This window comes from Rhodopirellula sp. MGV, from assembly GCF_002251265.1.
Taxonomy (GTDB): Bacteria; Planctomycetota; Planctomycetia; order Pirellulales; family Pirellulaceae; genus Stieleria; species Stieleria baltica_A.
In genome coordinates, this window is record NZ_NPDI01000038.1 from 120,013 (window position 1) to 137,510 (window position 17,498).

The 17,498-nt window shown below is 56.6% G+C and carries 16 protein-coding genes; 7 read left to right on the plus strand and 9 right to left on the minus strand.

What is annotated here, in order from left to right:
• Nucleotides 1–4 precede the first annotated feature (4 nt).
• The 4 genes from CGZ80_RS13185 to CGZ80_RS28280 all read right to left on the minus strand — a co-directional run bounded on the left by CGZ80_RS13185 (nt 5) and on the right by CGZ80_RS28280 (nt 3,455).
• On the minus strand, nt 5–1,642 hold the full coding sequence (locus tag CGZ80_RS13185; RefSeq protein ID WP_158249705.1) for an FMN-binding protein: 1,638 nt from the start codon (nt 1,640–1,642) through the stop codon (nt 5–7).
• Between the two features lie 168 nt (nt 1,643–1,810).
• Nucleotides 1,811–2,395 (minus strand): peptide chain release factor family protein, encoded by a 585-nt coding sequence (locus CGZ80_RS13190; protein WP_233148401.1) that lies wholly within the window; start codon nt 2,393–2,395, stop codon nt 1,811–1,813.
• A gap of 77 nt (nt 2,396–2,472) precedes the next feature.
• Complete coding sequence (locus CGZ80_RS28275) at nt 2,473–3,006, minus strand: hypothetical protein (RefSeq protein ID WP_409994546.1); 534 nt, start codon at nt 3,004–3,006, stop codon at nt 2,473–2,475.
• Nucleotides 2,973–3,455, minus strand: a complete 483-nt coding sequence (locus CGZ80_RS28280; protein ID WP_198953688.1) for an NAD-dependent epimerase/dehydratase family protein — start codon at nt 3,453–3,455, stop codon at nt 2,973–2,975. Before CGZ80_RS28280 ends, CGZ80_RS28275 begins: the two co-directional genes overlap by 34 nt.
• Nucleotides 3,456–3,577: 122 nt before the next feature.
• Here CGZ80_RS28280 and CGZ80_RS13200 point away from each other — a divergent pair, with 122 nt between their 5' ends.
• Nucleotides 3,578–4,606 carry a YbhN family protein gene (locus CGZ80_RS13200; protein ID WP_094415081.1) on the plus strand — a complete coding sequence of 343 codons (1,029 nt, stop codon included), beginning with the start codon at nt 3,578–3,580 and terminating at the stop codon, nt 4,604–4,606.
• 158 nt (nt 4,607–4,764) lie between these two features.
• On the opposite strand, the gene CGZ80_RS13205 is transcribed toward CGZ80_RS13200, so the two are convergent.
• Entirely contained in the window at nt 4,765–6,588 is a 1,824-nt protein-coding gene (locus tag CGZ80_RS13205) for a hypothetical protein (protein WP_094415083.1), read from the minus strand.
• Between the two features lie 224 nt (nt 6,589–6,812).
• Here CGZ80_RS13205 and CGZ80_RS13210 point away from each other — a divergent pair, with 224 nt between their 5' ends.
• Together CGZ80_RS13210 and CGZ80_RS13215 are read left to right on the plus strand one after the other, a co-directional pair.
• A complete protein-coding gene (locus CGZ80_RS13210; RefSeq protein ID WP_094415085.1) occupies nt 6,813–7,484 on the plus strand; it encodes a DUF2306 domain-containing protein in 672 nt (223 codons plus the stop codon).
• The gene (locus tag CGZ80_RS13215; protein WP_094415087.1) at nt 7,481–7,993 is read left to right on the plus strand and encodes a hypothetical protein; all 513 of its coding nucleotides are present in this window, start codon (nt 7,481–7,483) and stop codon (nt 7,991–7,993) included. Before CGZ80_RS13210 ends, CGZ80_RS13215 begins: the two co-directional genes overlap by 4 nt.
• Here CGZ80_RS13215 and CGZ80_RS13220 read toward each other — a convergent pair whose 3' ends face one another.
• Complete coding sequence (locus CGZ80_RS13220; RefSeq protein ID WP_094415089.1) at nt 7,994–9,193, minus strand: GTPase; 1,200 nt, start codon at nt 9,191–9,193, stop codon at nt 7,994–7,996.
• Between the two features lie 137 nt (nt 9,194–9,330).
• Here CGZ80_RS13220 and CGZ80_RS13225 point away from each other — a divergent pair, with 137 nt between their 5' ends.
• The 3 genes from CGZ80_RS13225 to CGZ80_RS13240 all read left to right on the plus strand — a co-directional run bounded on the left by CGZ80_RS13225 (nt 9,331) and on the right by CGZ80_RS13240 (nt 13,014).
• Nucleotides 9,331–10,323 (plus strand): putative zinc-binding metallopeptidase, encoded by a 993-nt coding sequence (locus CGZ80_RS13225; protein WP_233148402.1) that lies wholly within the window; start codon nt 9,331–9,333, stop codon nt 10,321–10,323.
• Entirely contained in the window at nt 10,320–11,351 is a 1,032-nt protein-coding gene (locus CGZ80_RS13230; RefSeq protein ID WP_094415093.1) for an ATP-grasp domain-containing protein, read from the plus strand. Before CGZ80_RS13225 ends, CGZ80_RS13230 begins: the two co-directional genes overlap by 4 nt.
• A 997-nt stretch (nt 11,352–12,348) precedes the next feature.
• The gene (locus tag CGZ80_RS13240) at nt 12,349–13,014 is read left to right on the plus strand and encodes a transposase (protein ID WP_094415097.1); all 666 of its coding nucleotides are present in this window, start codon (nt 12,349–12,351) and stop codon (nt 13,012–13,014) included.
• Nucleotides 13,015–13,145: 131 nt separating this feature from the next.
• Here CGZ80_RS13240 and CGZ80_RS13245 read toward each other — a convergent pair whose 3' ends face one another.
• Genes CGZ80_RS13245 through CGZ80_RS13255 form a run of 3 tightly spaced genes read right to left on the minus strand, consistent with a single transcriptional unit; the run spans nt 13,146 to nt 16,901 of the window.
• Nucleotides 13,146–14,339: a glycosyltransferase gene (locus CGZ80_RS13245; protein WP_233148403.1), complete on the minus strand. Its 1,194-nt coding sequence runs from the start codon at nt 14,337–14,339 to the stop codon at nt 13,146–13,148.
• On the minus strand, nt 14,336–15,514 hold the full coding sequence (locus CGZ80_RS13250; protein ID WP_233148404.1) for an endonuclease/exonuclease/phosphatase family protein: 1,179 nt from the start codon (nt 15,512–15,514) through the stop codon (nt 14,336–14,338). Before CGZ80_RS13250 ends, CGZ80_RS13245 begins: the two co-directional genes overlap by 4 nt.
• Nucleotides 15,515–15,572: 58 nt before the next feature.
• Complete coding sequence (locus CGZ80_RS13255) at nt 15,573–16,901, minus strand: replication-associated recombination protein A (protein WP_094415099.1); 1,329 nt, start codon at nt 16,899–16,901, stop codon at nt 15,573–15,575.
• Between the two features lie 39 nt (nt 16,902–16,940).
• On the opposite strand from CGZ80_RS13255, the gene CGZ80_RS13260 reads away from it, so the two are divergent.
• Nucleotides 16,941–17,435 carry a DUF1499 domain-containing protein gene (locus CGZ80_RS13260; protein ID WP_233148405.1) on the plus strand — a complete coding sequence of 165 codons (495 nt, stop codon included), beginning with the start codon at nt 16,941–16,943 and terminating at the stop codon, nt 17,433–17,435.
• The last annotated feature ends 63 nt before the right edge of the window (nt 17,436–17,498 follow it).

The window sequence follows — 17,498 nt, forward strand, 5'->3', positions numbered from 1 at the left end:
CCAGTTATCCCGATAGACGGACCGAAAGGGCGACTGCCAGCAACACGATTGCGGTGCCGTCAGAAACTGTCAAGCGATGGCCGGTGGCCCGTCGGCGAAGGTATTCGATTAGCCGTCCTGTTGGACATCCATAACGACAATAGCCCATCGGAATCCAAGCCGAAGCCACCAAGGTCGCTACCGCGAAAGCAATCGATACGGTTGGCGCCAGACGAAACAAGTACGCATGAAACGGTTCCCAATTGGCCAGTTCAACCGTGGGGTAAAACAGCAGCGTCAGATAAGCAATCGTCAGGCTGCATCCCGGAATCATCGTCATCATCCAAGCTAACTTGCGATTCAACTTGATCCGACGCGACGAATGTTGCGAGGGCCGAATCAGTTGTTGCAAGGCACCATGAGGACAGACATGATTGCAGTACGGGTTCGATTTTCCAGCGGCTGGCCCGACCAATGCGATCAGCGCGATCAAAGCCAAGCCCGGTGCCAGTCGCCACGCGATGCCTTCGCCTGCCCACCCCGCAATCAGCGACATCGACAGCATATTGCCGGACCAAAACCCGACCACAACAACGACGGTAACTAACCAAACGCGTCGAAACCACCGTTTGCGAAACCAACCCAATCGCTTCACCGTTCCCAACCCGATCATCAGCAAGATGCAAGCGAAGCCCGCGTTGCTAAGCCGAACGTCGTTACCCCATTTACCAATCCGGCTATGTGTCATTCGTCCCCACAACGTCGTCCGATCACGTTGGCGTTCGGTTTCCAATCGTTGTTGTTCATTCCAACACTCGCAAGTTTGATAAACTGTTTCTGCGATTGCCAGACTGGTCATCGTCGCACCGGAAACACCTTCGACACCAGATTGCTCCAACGTCATTCCGGCCAGATGCCGACGCGTTTGTCCGGTAAACTTTTTCCAGAAGCTCCGCTCCATCCGGCAATAACGCACATAGGGTTCGTTATCAAACGACGAACGAATCTTGATTGCTTCGATGATCACGTCCTTCGCGTTTGAACGGTTGTCATCACGAATCCGGAAGAGTAATTCGGTTGGTCCCTGGTAACCGGCAATACTATCGGTAAACGCGCCCGATCGAAGGACTTGCCCGATCCTTTGATTTTCGGCGTCATAGACGGCGGCGGAGTAGTTGCTGTTGGTGATGTAGTCCGCTTTTGGAAACCAATCAGAGATCTCGTCGACTTCGATCGGTTCAGGGAACACAAGCGACTGACGTGAACCACCGATCCTAGCCATGACTCCTTTTGCCAACGCAAGTGATGTCAACGTCGCGCCCGAGACCGCATCGATTTCGGGTTTGCTTGGAGATTCCTGCGACCCCGAGTCGTCGAATCTCCACTCGCGAAATTGGTCAAAGAAATCAGTCGCGAGGCGCACCGCGTTGACATGTTCTTTGGTGTCGGCGCTGTTGATCAAGCGAACGCCCAGAAGATTGAACTCAGCATCAATCACCACCAACGCTTCCGTCGGACCGCGATAACCGATCACGTCGTTTGCTGCTGGCAGGGTTCGGCCCACACGGGCGATGGCTTGTCGGTTTGAATCGAATGCTTGCCAGAATCCCTCGGCATCGGCGGTCGGTTCGATCGAGAAAACTTCGGGAAGGATCGATTGCACGATCGCTAGATCGGGTGCTGCGATTGAACCGTCGTGTGTTGGCGAGGGTGGCCGAGCAGATGGGATCAAAAGACAAAGCGCGAATACCACCCCGACACGCAAGCTATGGATGATCGGAGCGGTTCGGGCTGGCAACGGTCGCATGAAACAGCGTCTTCAGTACAGCGTCTAATGTAACGGCAGTCTGCCGTGATGTTCGCGAACCCGGTTGACCCAAGTCAGCGCGGGCGGGAACGACCGCAGCAGCATGACGATCTTGCTGGTCGACGATGACCAAAGCGGCGCGACCAAACTGGGTTGGCCACCACTGGCCCAGAGGTCATTCAAGATCAACGCCAACACGGCTGGCTTGTCGTCGTTTTCTTCGTTCAGCTTCAATGGGTGCCGACGATACCGCTTGCGAAAGTCGGCTTCGAGCTCGTTGGGCGGTGACGCCGCGTCGAGCGGGCTTGGGGTGCGGGTGGAGATCGCGAGTAGGTAGCGCAGCCGCCGCAGTGCGACGTCGCGGTTTTGTGCTTGGCTTCGTCGTTCGGTCGCTTCGCCGATGGTTCCCGTGGGCCGATGCTCGAGAAACACACCGCTGCTGGTTTTGTTGCGATGTTGACCGCCAGGCCCACTGCGACGCTGGGTCCGCAGGTCACATTGCTGCGAAATCGTGTCCACATCCAGGCAAGCGTCATGGGGTGCCGGTTTCATCTGGCATTCCATGCGCGAGCTCGGATCGGGAAGGGTGGCGTCGGTGTTCTGTTTCATGGCGTTCGTCGCGTGCGGCCTTGTATCCTATCGGATTTCGTCTTTCCGGAAAGCAACGCAGACGATGAAAGCGATCGCTAGGCGGTTGGGTAGGGACCGTCGGCGAACGATTCTTCGTGATAGCCTTTTTTGCCGATCGTGGTTGCAAGATCCGACAACAGCGGCTGGCCGTGATCAAGGCGACGCATCACTGTGGTCACATCGTATTGAGGTTGCCAAAGTAACTCACGACGAGCTTTCGCGTTGTCATAGACTCGATCGATCGTCGGAAACATGGACCATCCGCGTTGTTCATACGTGGCGACCAGTTCCGGCAACCGCCGGCGAAATACAGCTTGGGCGTCGCGGCGTAACTCGGGCAGATCATCAGGTGTGAACGGAGTCGTCGCGCTGATGATGTAACGTCCGAAACCGAGCGATGCGGCTTGACGGAGTGCACAGCAGTGCGCCGCGACAGCGTCTTCGATGTCGACTCTTCGGCTGACGAACTCGTTGGCTTTGATATTGTCGTCGGCAAAGGATTCACGTACGGACCGGTTGTCGTCTTCTTCGGCGAAAAAGCGTGACGTCCGCAGTATCAACGTTGGGATACGGTGGTCGCGATGGAACAACTGGCAAAGGTCTTCGGCGGCGACCTTGGTCGTCCCATAGATGTTTTTGGGTACGGGCCGTACTTCCTCGGTGATCCATGCCGCGGCTCGCCGGGCGGTGGCACCAAGGCATCGCCAAACGCGCTGGTGGTACTGGTGAAGATGAACGCGTCGACGTGATTTGCGACGGCTGATTCCAGCAGGTTCAAAGTGCCGGTGACGTTCACATCGACGAAGTCCTGGCGGCGGTGAGTCGCGACGTGCGGTTTGTGCAGCGTCGCGGCGTGAATCACCGTTCGGGCATCCGCCAGACACCGATCGACGAGCTTGCGATCCGAAACACTGCCGACCACATCGGTGAATTCTGAATCCATTCGATCGAGTCCGATCGCGGGTTGGCCTGTGGTGCGAAAGGTCCGCATCAAAGCCTCGCCAAGGTGGCCGGCACTGCCAGTAACGAGAACGGTCATCACGACGTCCGATGTTGAGGGAAATTGGTGTGCATTTGCGGGTCGGACACGGCAAACGGCGTCAACGTTCGCGTCGGCGTTCGACCTTCCATGCGACCGGGTGACGAGCTATCCTTCGGCGGATGAAATCGCCACAACAAATCTTCCTGACGTTTTGCAAAATCGCGATCCCGCTTGGGATTATCGTGCTTTTGGTTTCACGCATTGAACCTGAACAGTGGGAATCGCTTTCGCAACACCCCAAGAACTATCCGCTGTTGGTCACGGCGTTGTTTGTTGCGGTCGGCGCGATCAGTTTGTCGTTTATCCGCTGGTGCATGTTGGTACGGTGCCAGGGAATCGAATTGACGATGTTGGAAGCGCACCGGTTGGGGGCGATCTGTTTTCTATTGAACTTTGTGTCGGCCGGCAGTGTCGGTGGCGACTTGTTCAAAGCGATCTTTTTGGCCAAGCGACGTCCCGGACGCCGCGTTCAAGCGGTCGCATCGGTCATGGTCGATCGCGGTGTCGGCTTGTACGGGTTGTTGTTGCTCGCTTCGGCAGCTTTCATTATCCAAGGGCAAAGCTTGGCATCCGGCGTCGATTCGGAAGACATGCAAAAGCTGCGTTGGGGCTGTGGTGTGTTGGCCGGGATCGGGACGGCGGTGCTGGGTGTGCTTGTCTTTGGCGGTGCCTTTGTCGATCGACTCGTCCGGATGGGTGAAAAACAGCCTGTTGTTGGCGGCGCGATTCACCGTATCGGTCCGCCGCTCCGGATGTTTCACCACCACCCGATCGCCTTTGGCTTGTCGATCCTGATGAGCCTGGGGGTGCATTTTCTGCTAACGGTTAGCGTCTACCTGATCGCATGTAGCTTGTATGCGTCGGTTCCGACCATTGCCGAACACATTATCATCGTCCCGATTGGAATGTTGGCATCAGCCCTACCAATCACGCCTGCCGGGATCGGCGTGTTCGAAGCGGCGATCGAATGGCTGTATCATCTGATCCCGGCCGAACCGACGTTGGCGTCGGGAACACTCGTCGCACTCACCTTTGAAATCGTCAAAGTGATCATCGCGATCATCGGGACGGTGTTTTACTGGACCGCTGGCGAAGAGGTTCGGGAAAGTCTCGAAGAAGCAGAGCACGAAACGGAAACCGAGACTTGATGGTTACCGATCGGATTTCGTTCTCCTCAAAAGCGTCAGTGTCAAAACTGACGTTTCGAGTGTCGCCTTTCGCTCCGCGAAAGTAGCGTTCTCTACCGCTGCTTTTGCGAAGCAGAAGGCTACAACGGGACAGTACAAACCTGAAAATCAACAGGTCGCTAGGCAGCGATTCGAGCCCTTGCCTGATGCAAGGCTTCGATGCGATCGTAAAGGGCTTCACGTTCGGCTGCCGATTCAGCTTGATGACGGGCCAGTTCGCGACTGAGTCGTTTTGCTTCGGCGACGGGTTTCTCAAAGCCGTCGAACGTTTTAAGACGAAACTGCAACTGCTGGCGTTCGATGTCAGCTTCTCGCAGACGGATCGTCAACGAACTGTTGTCAGCGATGTAGCGCTGCAATTGTTCTTCCAGTGATTCACGGCGGCGTTGTTCGATCAGATTTGCATGATGGTAACGTTCGCGCGTCGCGATCAGATCTTGTTCCAAACGTGACGTTTCGCTGCGGACGCGTTCTGCGATTTGTCGCTCATCAATCACAACGGAATCCGCAACGGCAGTGACGACCGTATCCTTGTCATGCGCCGCCGCACGGCTTTCACACTCGTATTTTTCGATCAGACTTTCCAGACGATCAATTTCCATCGCATATTCGCGAGCGGTTTCGTGTTGCTGAAGCGTCGCGTTGGCTTCGGCGGCACGCGTTGCGGTTTGCAGCTGGCGGAACTGTTGGTCACGCTGGTCGGCCAATTCGACCGCTTGGTCAAGCTGCTCGTTCGCGTCATCCAACCTTTGTTTCAACTCTGCGAGTTCTTTGTCCTGTTCGCGGACTTGGCTGCGTAATTGATCGTTTTGGCCGACCGAGACCGCATGTTCGCGGCGGAGTTGATCAAGTTGTCGTCGGGCGTCGTCGGCCGCACGCTTGCTGGCACTGATTTCTTGTTCTTTGGCAAACAGCGATGCGTCGAATTGGTCTTCGATGTCGCGACGTTGTTCGATCGCTTCGAGCAACGCTTGCTTCTCACGCGACAGCGATTCGAGTTTCAGGTTTGTGCGGGCCAACTGATCGCTGACTGATTGCGTCGCTTGGACGAGCTGCTGTTGTTCGCGTTTAGCGCCCACTTGGACGTTGTCGAACTCTTTGGTCAGTTCGTCAAGTTCGCACTGAAGCCGATCATTGAGATGGTCTAGGTCAGCGTTGGCTAGTTCGACGGCTTCGTGATCCGTTTGTAGAACCGATACCGTATCGCTGAGCTTTCTCAGTCGGTTGTCGCGTTGCTGCAGCAATCGCATCGCTTCGTCATGCAATTGGTCATACGCGTTCTCAGAGGACGACAAATCACGCGAGAGCTTTTGGCATTGTTGCACCAACCAGTCGGCGAGGTCGACGGAGCTTTCGTGAGCAGACTCCCACGCGGCGCGACGCTGATCGGCAGACTCAAGCTGTTGGCGAAAGGCGACCGCACGCGATTCGACATCCTTGACCAAACGTTCTTGGTGATGGATTTGCTGATCGCGTTCTGCCAACAACGCTTGATGACGCTGGCTTTGTAGCGCGTGATGGTCGCGAAGCGTTTGCTGTTCGGCGAGCGCGGCGGAGGCCATGTTGGCCAGTTCTTTTTTTAGCGAGTCGACTTCGCCAGCCAGGTCATTCTCTCGCGAAATCCGGTGATCGCGTTCGGCTTGGTGCGATTGTTGAAGCTCGCGATTCTTTGATTGCAATTCGTTTAGCTTGGCAATCAAGTCGGCTTTTTCTGCGTTTGAACGCGATAGCACTTGGTGCTGCAGGTGGGCGAAGCGTCGATCGGCGTCGGATTGGGTGGAGGCGACGATGCCACGCAATCGGGCAATTTCGGCGTTTGCTTGTGCCAGTTGGTGATAGATCGCGGCCGCGTTGGGGTCACGAGCAGGGCGCGGTGGCTCGCCGTACGGGGCGTGCTGTTGCCACGGAACCGCGTCGTGTTGCGTGCGCCAGCGATCGTCCATCGAATTTCTCCCTTCCATGGGAAAGTGTTCTACCAACGGGTTACGTTTCCTTACGGTTTTTCACGCGTGAAACATAGGCGAAATCGTCCCGCCAGCAAAAGACCAGTTTCACGGCAAAGACCTTTGACTCGGATTTGACAATGTTCTGACGATTGCCAAACGGTCTCAAGCAATACTGCGTCGGTTGTCTTTGATCGTCCGCCGCCGCACACCAAGGCTGAGCAATGCTGGTGTTTTCGTCGTTGCGTTTCCGAGCCCTGTGGAGCCTCGTCTTTGTACTGGGGTCGGTTGCGATTGCAGTCAGTCTGTTGGCGTATTTTCGTGATGACCGAACGCCGACGTTCCTGATCGAAAAAGGCGACCTGCGTCACCAACCGCTGTGGCGAACGGCATTTTATCTACACATCACCTCGGCGACGGTGTGTCTGTTGACCGGCCCAATGCTGATGGTGCGGAGGCTGATTCGGTTTCGAAAGCTGCATCGATGGCTGGGTTACGCGCACCTGAATTCGATTCTATGGGTCGCGGCGCCCACCGGATTAATCCTCAGCCCGGTTTCCAAAGGCGGACCGTACGCGGCGGTCGGGTTTGCGATCACCGGCGTCCTGTGGTGGATCACCACGTGGCTTGGCTATCGCGCGACCGTTAACCGCGACCTCGCCGACCATGCTCGCTGGATGATCCGTTCGTATTCGCTATCGCTCGGGGCGGTGTGGTTTCGCTTGATTCAGTTGGCGATCGCTTATGGCATCCCCGCCGTCACGGCGCGTGAGAACTACATCGCGTCGGTTTGGCTGAGCCTGCTGGCCAGCGTTTGGGTTGCCGAATCCGGCTTGCGTGTTGCCTTTCCAGTTCGTCCTGTTCCTTCAAGTTCTCAATTAGAGGTCCTTACATGAACCGCTTTTTAGTCATTCCGTTGGTCGTCTCGGTCCTGTTGTTTATCGCGGTGCTGAACCAGCAATCGATCTTGGCAACATCCGAACCACACCTCGCATCGGCGGAGTACCGATTGGCCCGATCCGATCACAAGTCATCGCGTCCGTTGATGCCGTTGGAAGAAGCCCGACGACAAATTCTGGAAGCGTGGCCGCAGGAATCGCCGGAAGAACTTTTCACTCGGCGCACCACGTTCCTGTCCTTCTCGGCGTTCTTGGATCAGCCAAGCGAATTGACACAGTCGCATTCAGAATCGAATTTTCTGTTCTCACTCGCCATCTTGGCTCACGGGCACGACCAGGACGCCCAAGAGATTCTGAAAAGCCGGTTTGCGAAGCCGCTGGCGATTCACGTCGACCGCGAATCGGGGCAGACCTTTATTTTCGAGCAAGGCCAATGGCACGACTACAAGACTTGGGCGGAAGAAGCTTTGCCGACGATCCGAAAGCTGACGAATTTCGACGTCTGATCAGTCTGCGCAAAGTCGGTCATGTAGTTGCTCGAGCGTTGTCGCGCCGGCGACTCGCTCGATCCAGTCCAATTGTCGTTGGTTGATCGGGACCGGCGTGCCCGGTCCGGTCATCGTCGCGGTCAGACGTTTCAGAATCCCGGTGACGAGTTCGTTGACGCCCTGGTTGTCGGTCGCGATTGTGCGGATGGCCCCGACACTTTGGTCGAAGCGGGTGTCACCGTTCGCGTCGGTTGCCAAATCAGCTTTGTTGAGCACTTTGATCAGCGGCGGGGCCGTTTCGATCTCGGCCAGGACCTGCTGAAAAAACGGATCCAGCGGCGGCGAATTGGGCTGATGCACCAGCACCAACAGGTCAGCGTGCTTGACCGCATCGAGCGCGCGTTCGATGCCTTGACGTTCGATTTCGTTGCCCGCTTGGTGCAATCCGGCGGTGTCTCGCAACCGGACTGGCCATCCGTCGAACACCGTTTCGGCATCTAGCACGTCGCGCGTCGTGCCTGCGACATCCATCGTGATGCTGCGGTCGTACCCCACCATCGCGTTGATCAAACTGCTTTTACCGACGTTCGGTGGCCCGCACAGAACGACGTCGAAGGCACGGGCGAGTCGGGTGCCGATCTTGCCGGCGGCAGCGATTTGTGCTGCTTCTCGCGTGATCGATCGACACAGCGTTTCGTCAGCAGATCCACCCTTCGATTCGGCGACGGCCCGACGTTTCTGGTCACGCCATCCGACCAACGCGCCGCGGATTTGGTCCAGCACAATCGCTGCGGTTTTTGCCGTCACACAAGCGGCGAGGGCTTGAGTGGCTTCGGCGACCCATCGATCTTCGGTCGGAATCGATTCGAACAATCGGATTTGATGGGGCGAGGTCTCGACGGCTCCCAAATCCCGTAAATCCTGGATGATCCGCTTGGCCGCGGCACTGCCACCGTGGCTGTGAATTTCAAAACGATCGGCATCCAGGGGGATCACAACGACCGACTCGCCGGCGTTTTCATCCGATCGCGACCAAGTCCCGTAACGCACGTCACCATGCAGCAATGGCCGCGGATGATTGGTTCGAAAACACTCGCTCAGGTATTGTTCCGCCGAAGGGCCGGCGAGTGCGACGACGGCGATCGCCGATCGGCCTGTGCCAGTCAGTTTGCCGCAGACGGTCTGCGATCGAACATCGATAGAGGTTGTCTCGTTCACGCGAGTTTGTTTTGATGCCGGGAGATTGTTAGACTCGCCAACGGAGTATGGTGACCTATCGTTGAGTCAGTGGGTTCAACGACTGTCGCAGTAAGTTGTGGAGAGATATGGGTGGGAGTGTGCCGGATCTAGCTTCGATGACCGACGAAGAATTGTTGGACATGCGAATCTGTGATCTGAAACTATCGATCCGAGACACAATCTTGGAAGCCCGCATCGATCAGTTGAATCGAGAGCTGGCTGATCGAGGATTGAAGTTTCGACCGCATTTCTGGCTGAGCGAAGACTGGTTCTCGCCTGATGGTATACCGGGGATCGCGATTCCGTTCTATCTGGCCCACCCGCGATTGTGCCGATTGGAGCGAAAACAGTTACTGGAAGTCGAAGGCGGCACCAAGCAGTGGTGCATGAAAATTCTTCGTCACGAAGCCGGCCACGCGATCGACACCGCATTTCAAATCCGCCGCAAAGCGCGTTATCGCGAGCTGTTCGGAAAGTCCTCCGAACCCTATCGCGAGTTCTACAAGCCGAATCCACAAACACGCGACTACGTCCTGCATCTGGAAATGTGGTACGCCCAGGCGCATCCGCTGGAGGACTTTGCCGAGACGTTCGCGGTTTGGTTGCCAAAGAAAAGCCGCTGGAAAACGCGCTACCGAAATTGGCCGGCTCTTAAAAAACTGGAATACGTTGACGAGTTCATGAGCAGCGTCGCCGGCAAGACGCCCACGGTTCAGTCCAAACAGACGCTCGACCCGGTCAGCCAAATTCGCCGGACCCTGCGAACGCATTACCGTAGGAAACGTGAGCATTATGGGATGGATTATCCGAATGTTTACGACAAAGATCTTCGCAAACTTTTTTCCTGCGACCGCTCCCACCGTCGTAATCCGACCGCCGCGGCGTTACTGTCACGATGGCGTGGGGAGATCCGACGGGTCGTCGCGAATTGGACCGGTGCAAACTCGTATATGATCGATCAAGTGCTGCAGGAAATGATCGAGCGCTGCCGAGAATTAAATCTGAGGTTGGGGACCAGCGCTGAGGTTTGTAAGCGAGACGCGATGATTTTGGTGGCCCTGCGAACGAGCAATTATCTCAATTCGGGCCATAGACGGGTGATGATGTGAACAAACTGCGTGTGTTGGTGCTGGTCCGCGCCGGTCATGTTCCTCCAATGACGCTCGACGGCGTCACCGACAAAGAGCTTGACGCCTGGAAAGCTGAGTTCGATGTCTGCGACACGCTACGACATCTCGGCCACGACGTGTTGCCCGTTGGCGTGTACGACGATTTGGCGCCAATCCGTGACGCATTAACCGAATTCCAACCGCATCTCACGTTCATGCTGTTGGAAGAATTCCACGGCGTCGTGACCTATGACTTTGCGATCATCAGTTATCTGGAACTGATGCAGCAGCCTTACACCGGTTGCAACCCGCGCGGGCTGCTGCTGAGCAAAGACAAGGCGCTCAGCAAAAAAATCCTGACGTATCATCGCATCCCGACCCCACGCTTCGCCGTGTTCCCGGTCGGACGTACGGTACATCGGCCCAAGAAGCTTGAGTTCCCGCTGTTCGTCAAATCGGTCACCGAAGACGCTTCGTTCGGGATCAGCCAAGCGTCCATCGTTCGCAACGACGAGCAACTGGTCGAACGTGTCAGCTTCGTCCACGAACACGCCGGTGACGATGCCATGGTCGAACAGTACATCGAAGGCCGCGAAATCTATGTCGGCGTGATCGGCAACCAACGGCTGCAAACGTTTCCTGCCTGGGAAATGGACTTCGGCAAAATGCCCGACGACACCGCGCGGATCGCGACCAGCCAAGTCAAATGGAATCGCAAGTACCAGGAGAAACACGGCATCACGACGCACGAAGCCGAAGACCTGCGCGGTGACGCCGGCGAAAAGCTCGCCAAGATCTGCAAACGTGTCTACCGCGCGTTGAACCTGAGCGGTTACGCGCGAATGGACTTACGGCTGACCGACTCGGGCGAAGTCTATGTCTTGGAAGCCAACGCGAATCCAAACATCGAATACGGCGAAGACTTCGCCGAGTCCGCCGAGCGTGGCGGAATCACATACGACGCGCTACTACAACGCATCTTGAATCTAGGCCTGCGTTACAAAGCAGCCTGGATGACGAATCTGTAGACCAACAGATTCTCGTCGTAGAAGCAGAGTCGCCCTCAACGCATTCGCGATCGAGTCGCATCAACCCCCTCGACGCCCTTGGCGAGTTTAGCAAGACGCACGTGACATCACTCGAAGTGTTGGACACACGATTCGCGTCCCGCCACCAACGAGCACTCCTGAATTCCAATCCGCCGAATGGAAAGAACTGCAGCTGCCCGCTCTGATTAGTGTTCTATTAGTACAGATCAGTGTTCCAAATTCCCAACCACTAATCTTCACTAATCGAACACTAATAGTAGATGTTGCCACTCATCAAACGCTTGAATCGGGCCGCTCGTTTGGTCGATTGACCACCTTTGCAGGAGATCGTGTTCAGCGATGTGAAGAACTCGGTTCAGGTGATGTTTGTGTAGTCCATGTACAGCAGTGGTGTGTTCGTCGCGTTTGGCTCGCCGGTGAGGGTCCTGTTTCCGGGAAGGACTACTCCTTTGGCAAAGAGTGGATTTGACCTCTGAGAGTGATAACCCGACAAGCTTTCCGATAACGCCGAAGTTGATCCCGAAGGCGTCCGCAGCAATGACCAGCGGGCTTGATTTCGAGATGAGGAATTTGCACCGCCGGCCCCTCCGGGGCGAGTCTGTTGTTCGCGTCGCAATCTCGGGGCTGCCACCCCGAGCTACCGACGCGGATTCCTCCGGAGTCAAACCTGCCGCCGCTGAATGAACCTGCTTCAGGCAACGTGGAAATGATTGGGTGACGTTGTAGCTTGATGCGCCTTCGGTTCGGAGAACCGAGCGACATTGTCGCTCAGCTCTTCGAGCTGATTGCGCTCCACACAGCTAATTCAGTTTCAGGTAATGTGGAAACAACTGGACGACGTTGTAGCTTGATGCGCTTTCGGTTCGGAGAACCGAGCGACAATGTCGCTCAGCTCTCCGAGCTGATTGCGCTTCCTGGAGTGTAGAATTTAGTTCCACTTTCCGATATTCGTTGTGCCCAAGACATAGTTGTCATTATGGACGGACTCGTTGGTGAGCTGTTTGATCCGAAAGGCGATTTCGACACCTGGAATCGCACTCGCCCCCATTGGCATCAACCCGCTGCGATCTGTTTCCTGACCATGCGATTGAACGATTCGATCCCCGCTTCAGTGATCCAGCGTTGGTTTCGAGAACGACTCGACTTTCTACGTCGACAGGGTGTCGATGTGGATCGAGATTGGAAAGCTGGCTATCAGAAACTGTCACTCGAAGATCAGCAGAGATTCGACAAGCACTTCTCTCGTCAACGTGAAACGACACTCGACAACTGCCTGGGAGAGTGCACGCTCGCGAATCCCATTGCGGCGAGTGAAGTGGCCAAGTCGCTGGCCAAATTTCACGGTGATCGCTATTGGCTTGGCGATTTTGTGATCATGCCGAACCACGTCCATTGCCTGATCTCTTTTCAGACAAGCGAACTTGCAAAAACACAACCCGGCGGTTGGATGCGTTACTCGGCGAGGCAGATTAATCGATCAACAGACAGGACTGGCGTTTTATGGTTCCCTGAGCCGTTTGATCATCTCGTCAGAAACGCGGAGCAACTGGACTATTTGCGAAACTACATCCGAGACAATCCGAAGAAAGCCGGAATCTCGGCTGGCAAGTTTTTGTACCGAGCCTCCGATGGGCCGTTCTAGTGTCGTTCGACGTTCCGAGCGGAAAACAAGAGTTTAGCTGGACTTGCGTTTTCGGCTCGGAGAGCCGAACGACATTTGGTTTTGCCATTCCTTTTGACTTTGTTTACAGCACCGGTTTGCGCGGGCAATTTTTATCCGGCGAGCAGCGTCTCGATTCGCTTCACGGTCTGGTTCAAGTCGTGGTGTGTTTGAATCATCTGCCACGCCGCTTTGCTGTGTTGCTGTGCGAGGTCAGGGCGACGGGCGAATTCCAAGATCGCGTCTGCTAACGATGCTGGTGAAGCGACGTCGGCCCAAAATGCCGTCGGTTGGTCGTGTTGCAATTCGATCGTCCCTCCGGCTTTGGTCGCAATCACCGGCGTTCCCAAGGCCATCGATTCCAACACCACGTTGGGCATCCCTTCGAATCGCGACGGCAAGATCAACGCGTCGGCACCACTGATCGCGTCGGTCGCGTCATCGACCGCACCAATAAACTTGCAAACGGATTGCAGGTGCAAGCGTTGTGATTGATGTTCCAGCTCGCCGCGAAGCACACCGTCACCGACCAGGTGAAGCTCTGGAGGCGGTTGGTCGGCCGGCCAGTTCGCGACCACGCTGGCCATCGCGTCGATCAAATCAGCATGACCTTTTTCGCTGGTCATTCTTCCCACGCACACCAAACGTGTCCTGCCCGAACTGCGAGCATCCGACAGATCGCGTGCGGGTGCGGAAAACCGCACTGGGTTTGGTATTACCTGGACGCTCCTCGGTTTCAGTCGATAGTATCGCTCGGCGGACAAAGCGGCTTGACGGCTGACCGCGACGACAGCATCAGAGCGCCGGTACGATCGTGCCAGACGTTGACGCTTGAGCCAAACGAAACGACTTTCCACCGACGGCAGCGCCAAATGCGGCGGGCTGACAATCGTTGAAACGCGGCGAATGCCTTTGGCAGCGCCTCCCGCTAACAAAGACATGTGGAACGTACGATCGTAGACCACGTCGATCTGATTTTCATCGATGACTTGGCGAACGAATCGCGTCTGATCACGCAGGGCTCGTCCGGGAAAATACAGCTTTTGTGTGTGGGATGGTTTGCTCGCGACCGCAGCGTCGTACGCGTGGATCGTGACGTCGCTGGGCACCTGACTTAGAAATGGCCCGGCGGCTTCGGACAGATACAGATGCGGTTCGAAATGCTCGCGTGAGAGATGCTGTGCGAGCAGCAGGACTTGACGTTCGCTGCCGCCACCACGCATCGAGCTGATCATCAGCAAGACACGTTGGCGTTTGCGTGGGCTTTGCAAGACAGGCTGCTTTCGAACGGACAGGGCATCGGTCAAGGCAGCTTGACCTCGATCCAAACCATCCGGTGATCGCTTGCTTCGGCCCACTTCGCGGTTTCGTCGTTGCGGTTCGGCCAGAACACACCGCTGGTTTCGACATTCAAATCGCTGCTTGGCAAGACAAAGTCAACGCGCATGTACCCGTTGCGGCCCCAATCGGCAGTCTTGCTGGCCAAGTCGCCTTTGCCCTTGTAGCGTTCCTTTCGTTCGGCGATTGCTTCGTCAGACGATTTGGGCTGAACGTCATGCACGCGCGGGTGGCTGATCAAACGTTGGATCGCTTCGCGTCGGCCGCTGCCGTCGACCGGATCTGCGTTCAAGTCACCCATCACGACAAAGCTTTCGCCCGATGCCAATCCGCCGGCGTTGCCTTGATCATCTTGCAACCAAGTCGCGTTGGGATCCGCGTCCAAGTAGTGAACCCAAAACTGGACTTCGTCATGATTGCGTGCCCCGTTGCGGTCTTCGCGTCCGTCGAACACCGGCGGCGTCGGATGGCTGGCCAGGACATGAATGGTTTCCTCGCCAACTTGAATGGGAACGTCGATGTGGTTTTTGCTGCTGAGCCGTAGTTGTTCCCAAGTCGCGTCGTCGTAATAGAAATCGCCGCTATCCGGATCGGCTGGGCGAATCGCGTCTGGCATTTGGCTCCAGCGGAACAATTGGAACGTTCGCAGTTGATCGGTTTGGATTGGGTATCGGCTATAAACCGTCATGGAGTATTGGCCGGGATAAATGCCATACCCGAAGGCATCGTTGGCGGTGTGCAGCTTGTCGTCATGGTTCAGGTCCATGTCGGAGTCGATACCGGTATTACTCGCTGCGCTGTAGAGATACGGGTACTCGATGCCTTGCAGGGTTTCACCGTCGACTCCTGGTTGTCCGACGGCGAAGTAGTTCTTCGCCAGCAGCTTTGCCACGGCGAAGTCTTTGTCGTAGTCCAGTTCGTTGATCAGCAGGATATCGGGCCGCACGGTTTGCACGATGCGAGCGATGTTTTGCGACTGGGCATCGTCTTTCCCCGAGAGTCGCTCGTGGATTTCGCTGGCGGTCTTGCCGTACAGGGCGACGTTGAAGGTCGCGATACGCAGGTGGGTTTCTGCCATCACGGACGATAGTCCGGTCAGCGAGACGCTGAGCAGGATGGCGAGTGTGAAGAGACGGTGAAGCATGGCTAGCGGTCGAGACGATCGAAAATGTTATTGAAGGACGTGTTTGCCCATAGGGTACTCAAGCTTCGCCTTTTAGCCTCCGGCGGACCCACTCTTTTCTCTTTTGAAGGTCGCGTTCGAACCCTCGTTCGACGGGTTCATAGTACGTCCGGCTGGATCCCAAGTAATCTTGTGCGGCGATCCCATCCGGGCAATCGTGGCTGTAGATGTAGCCTTCCCCCCGGCCCTGTGTCGCGGCGGAGGTCGAATGCCCATCCATCAGGTGTTGTGGGACGGCTAGCAATTTTTTCTCGCGGACGTCCCGCCGGGCCTGGCTGATCGCGACGGTTGACGCGTTGCTTTTGGGTGCGAGTGCTAAGTACGACGCCGTTTGCGAAAGCAGCAGTTGGCTTTCGGGAAGTCCGACAAACTCGCAGCCTTGCATGCAGGCGACCGCCAGGGGGAGGGCGTGGGGGTCCGCGTTGCCGATGTCTTCGCTGGCCAGGATGACCAACCGCCGGCAAAGGAACCGGATGTCTTCGCCGCCTTCGAGCATTCGTGCCAACCAGTACAGCGCCGCATCAGGATCACTGCCGCGGATGCTTTTGATCATCGCGCTGATCAAGTCGTAGTGATCGTCGCCGGTGCCGTCGTAACCGGCGACGCGTTTGCCGATCGATTCGGCGGCCGTTTCCGTAGTCACCGATGGCGGCTTGGTATCGCTGCTCGCCACAGCGATCTCCAGTGACGTGAGTGCCCGACGCGCGTCGCCTTCGCAGACGCTGGCCAACAACGCGATCGCCTCGTCGTCGATCTTCACACCCAGCTTTCCCAAGCCGCGTGTGGCGTCGTTTAAAGCTCGCCGGATCAAGGTGGCGATTTCATCGGCGGACAGCATTTGTAATTGGAACACATGGCTGCGACTGATCAACGCGCCGTTGACGGCAAAGTACGGATTGCTGGTCGTGGCCCCGATTAAGGACACGATGCCTTCTTCCACGTCAGGCAACAACGCGTCTTGCTGGCTTTTGCTGAAGCGATGGATTTCGTCGATGAACAGCACCGGTGCCGGTTCGCCGGTCGCGACCAAGTCCTTCGCCCACGCCATGGCTTCGCGAACGTCTTTCACGCCACCGGTGACGGCGCTCAATGTGCGGAATCGGCTGCCCGTTTCGCTGGCTAGCAAGTTTGCCAACGTGGTTTTTCCGGTGCCGGGAGGCCCGGACAGGATGATCGATCCCAGTTTGCCCGCGTCCACCATTCGCCGCAGCAGTTTTCCTGGGCCTAAGATGTGATGTTGGCCGACATACTCAGCAAGCGTCGTCGGTCGCATGCGGGCGGCCAGCGGTTTGGCTGCGTCAAAATGATTCGACTCTTCGGCGTCAAACAAGGATGGGGTGTTGGACATGCGATCGCGTCAAGACAGCTCGATAACGAACAACGGAAAATGAAAATGATCGGATGGACCGCATTGGCGATCACGATCGTCATTCTGGCGGCGATCGCTTGGCGTGTCGATGATTGGGGCCGCGACTGGACCGAAAACACCGCCCAATTATCCGCAGACGCCCAGAACCCTTGGTTACGACCACAAACGCTCGATGGCGATGTTCAGGAGGTTGAAGGCAAACTTCGGTCCTGGGTCGATTCGAAATCCGATTGGCAAATCGAAGGCGACGAGACCGTGCCCGCTGCAGACGGCGGGGGGAGCCGGCGACTGCATTTGACGCGTCGCACAAAACTGTTTCGCTTCGTCGATGATATCCACGTGACGATTGTGCCGGATGTCGGGGCGACGTCTGGCGACGGCGCTCCGGCAAACCGCTGCATCGTCGAAGCTCATAGCCAATCACGCCTTGGCAAAGGCGACTTGGGCCAAAATCCACGCAACTTGATCGAACTTGCCAAAGGGCTGGCGACGGCGGATCAATCGGCCAAGTGAACTGAATAGTTCTCGCTTGTTCGGCGACGGGTGCTTGCGGATCAGCTAAAATTAACCGTGTGC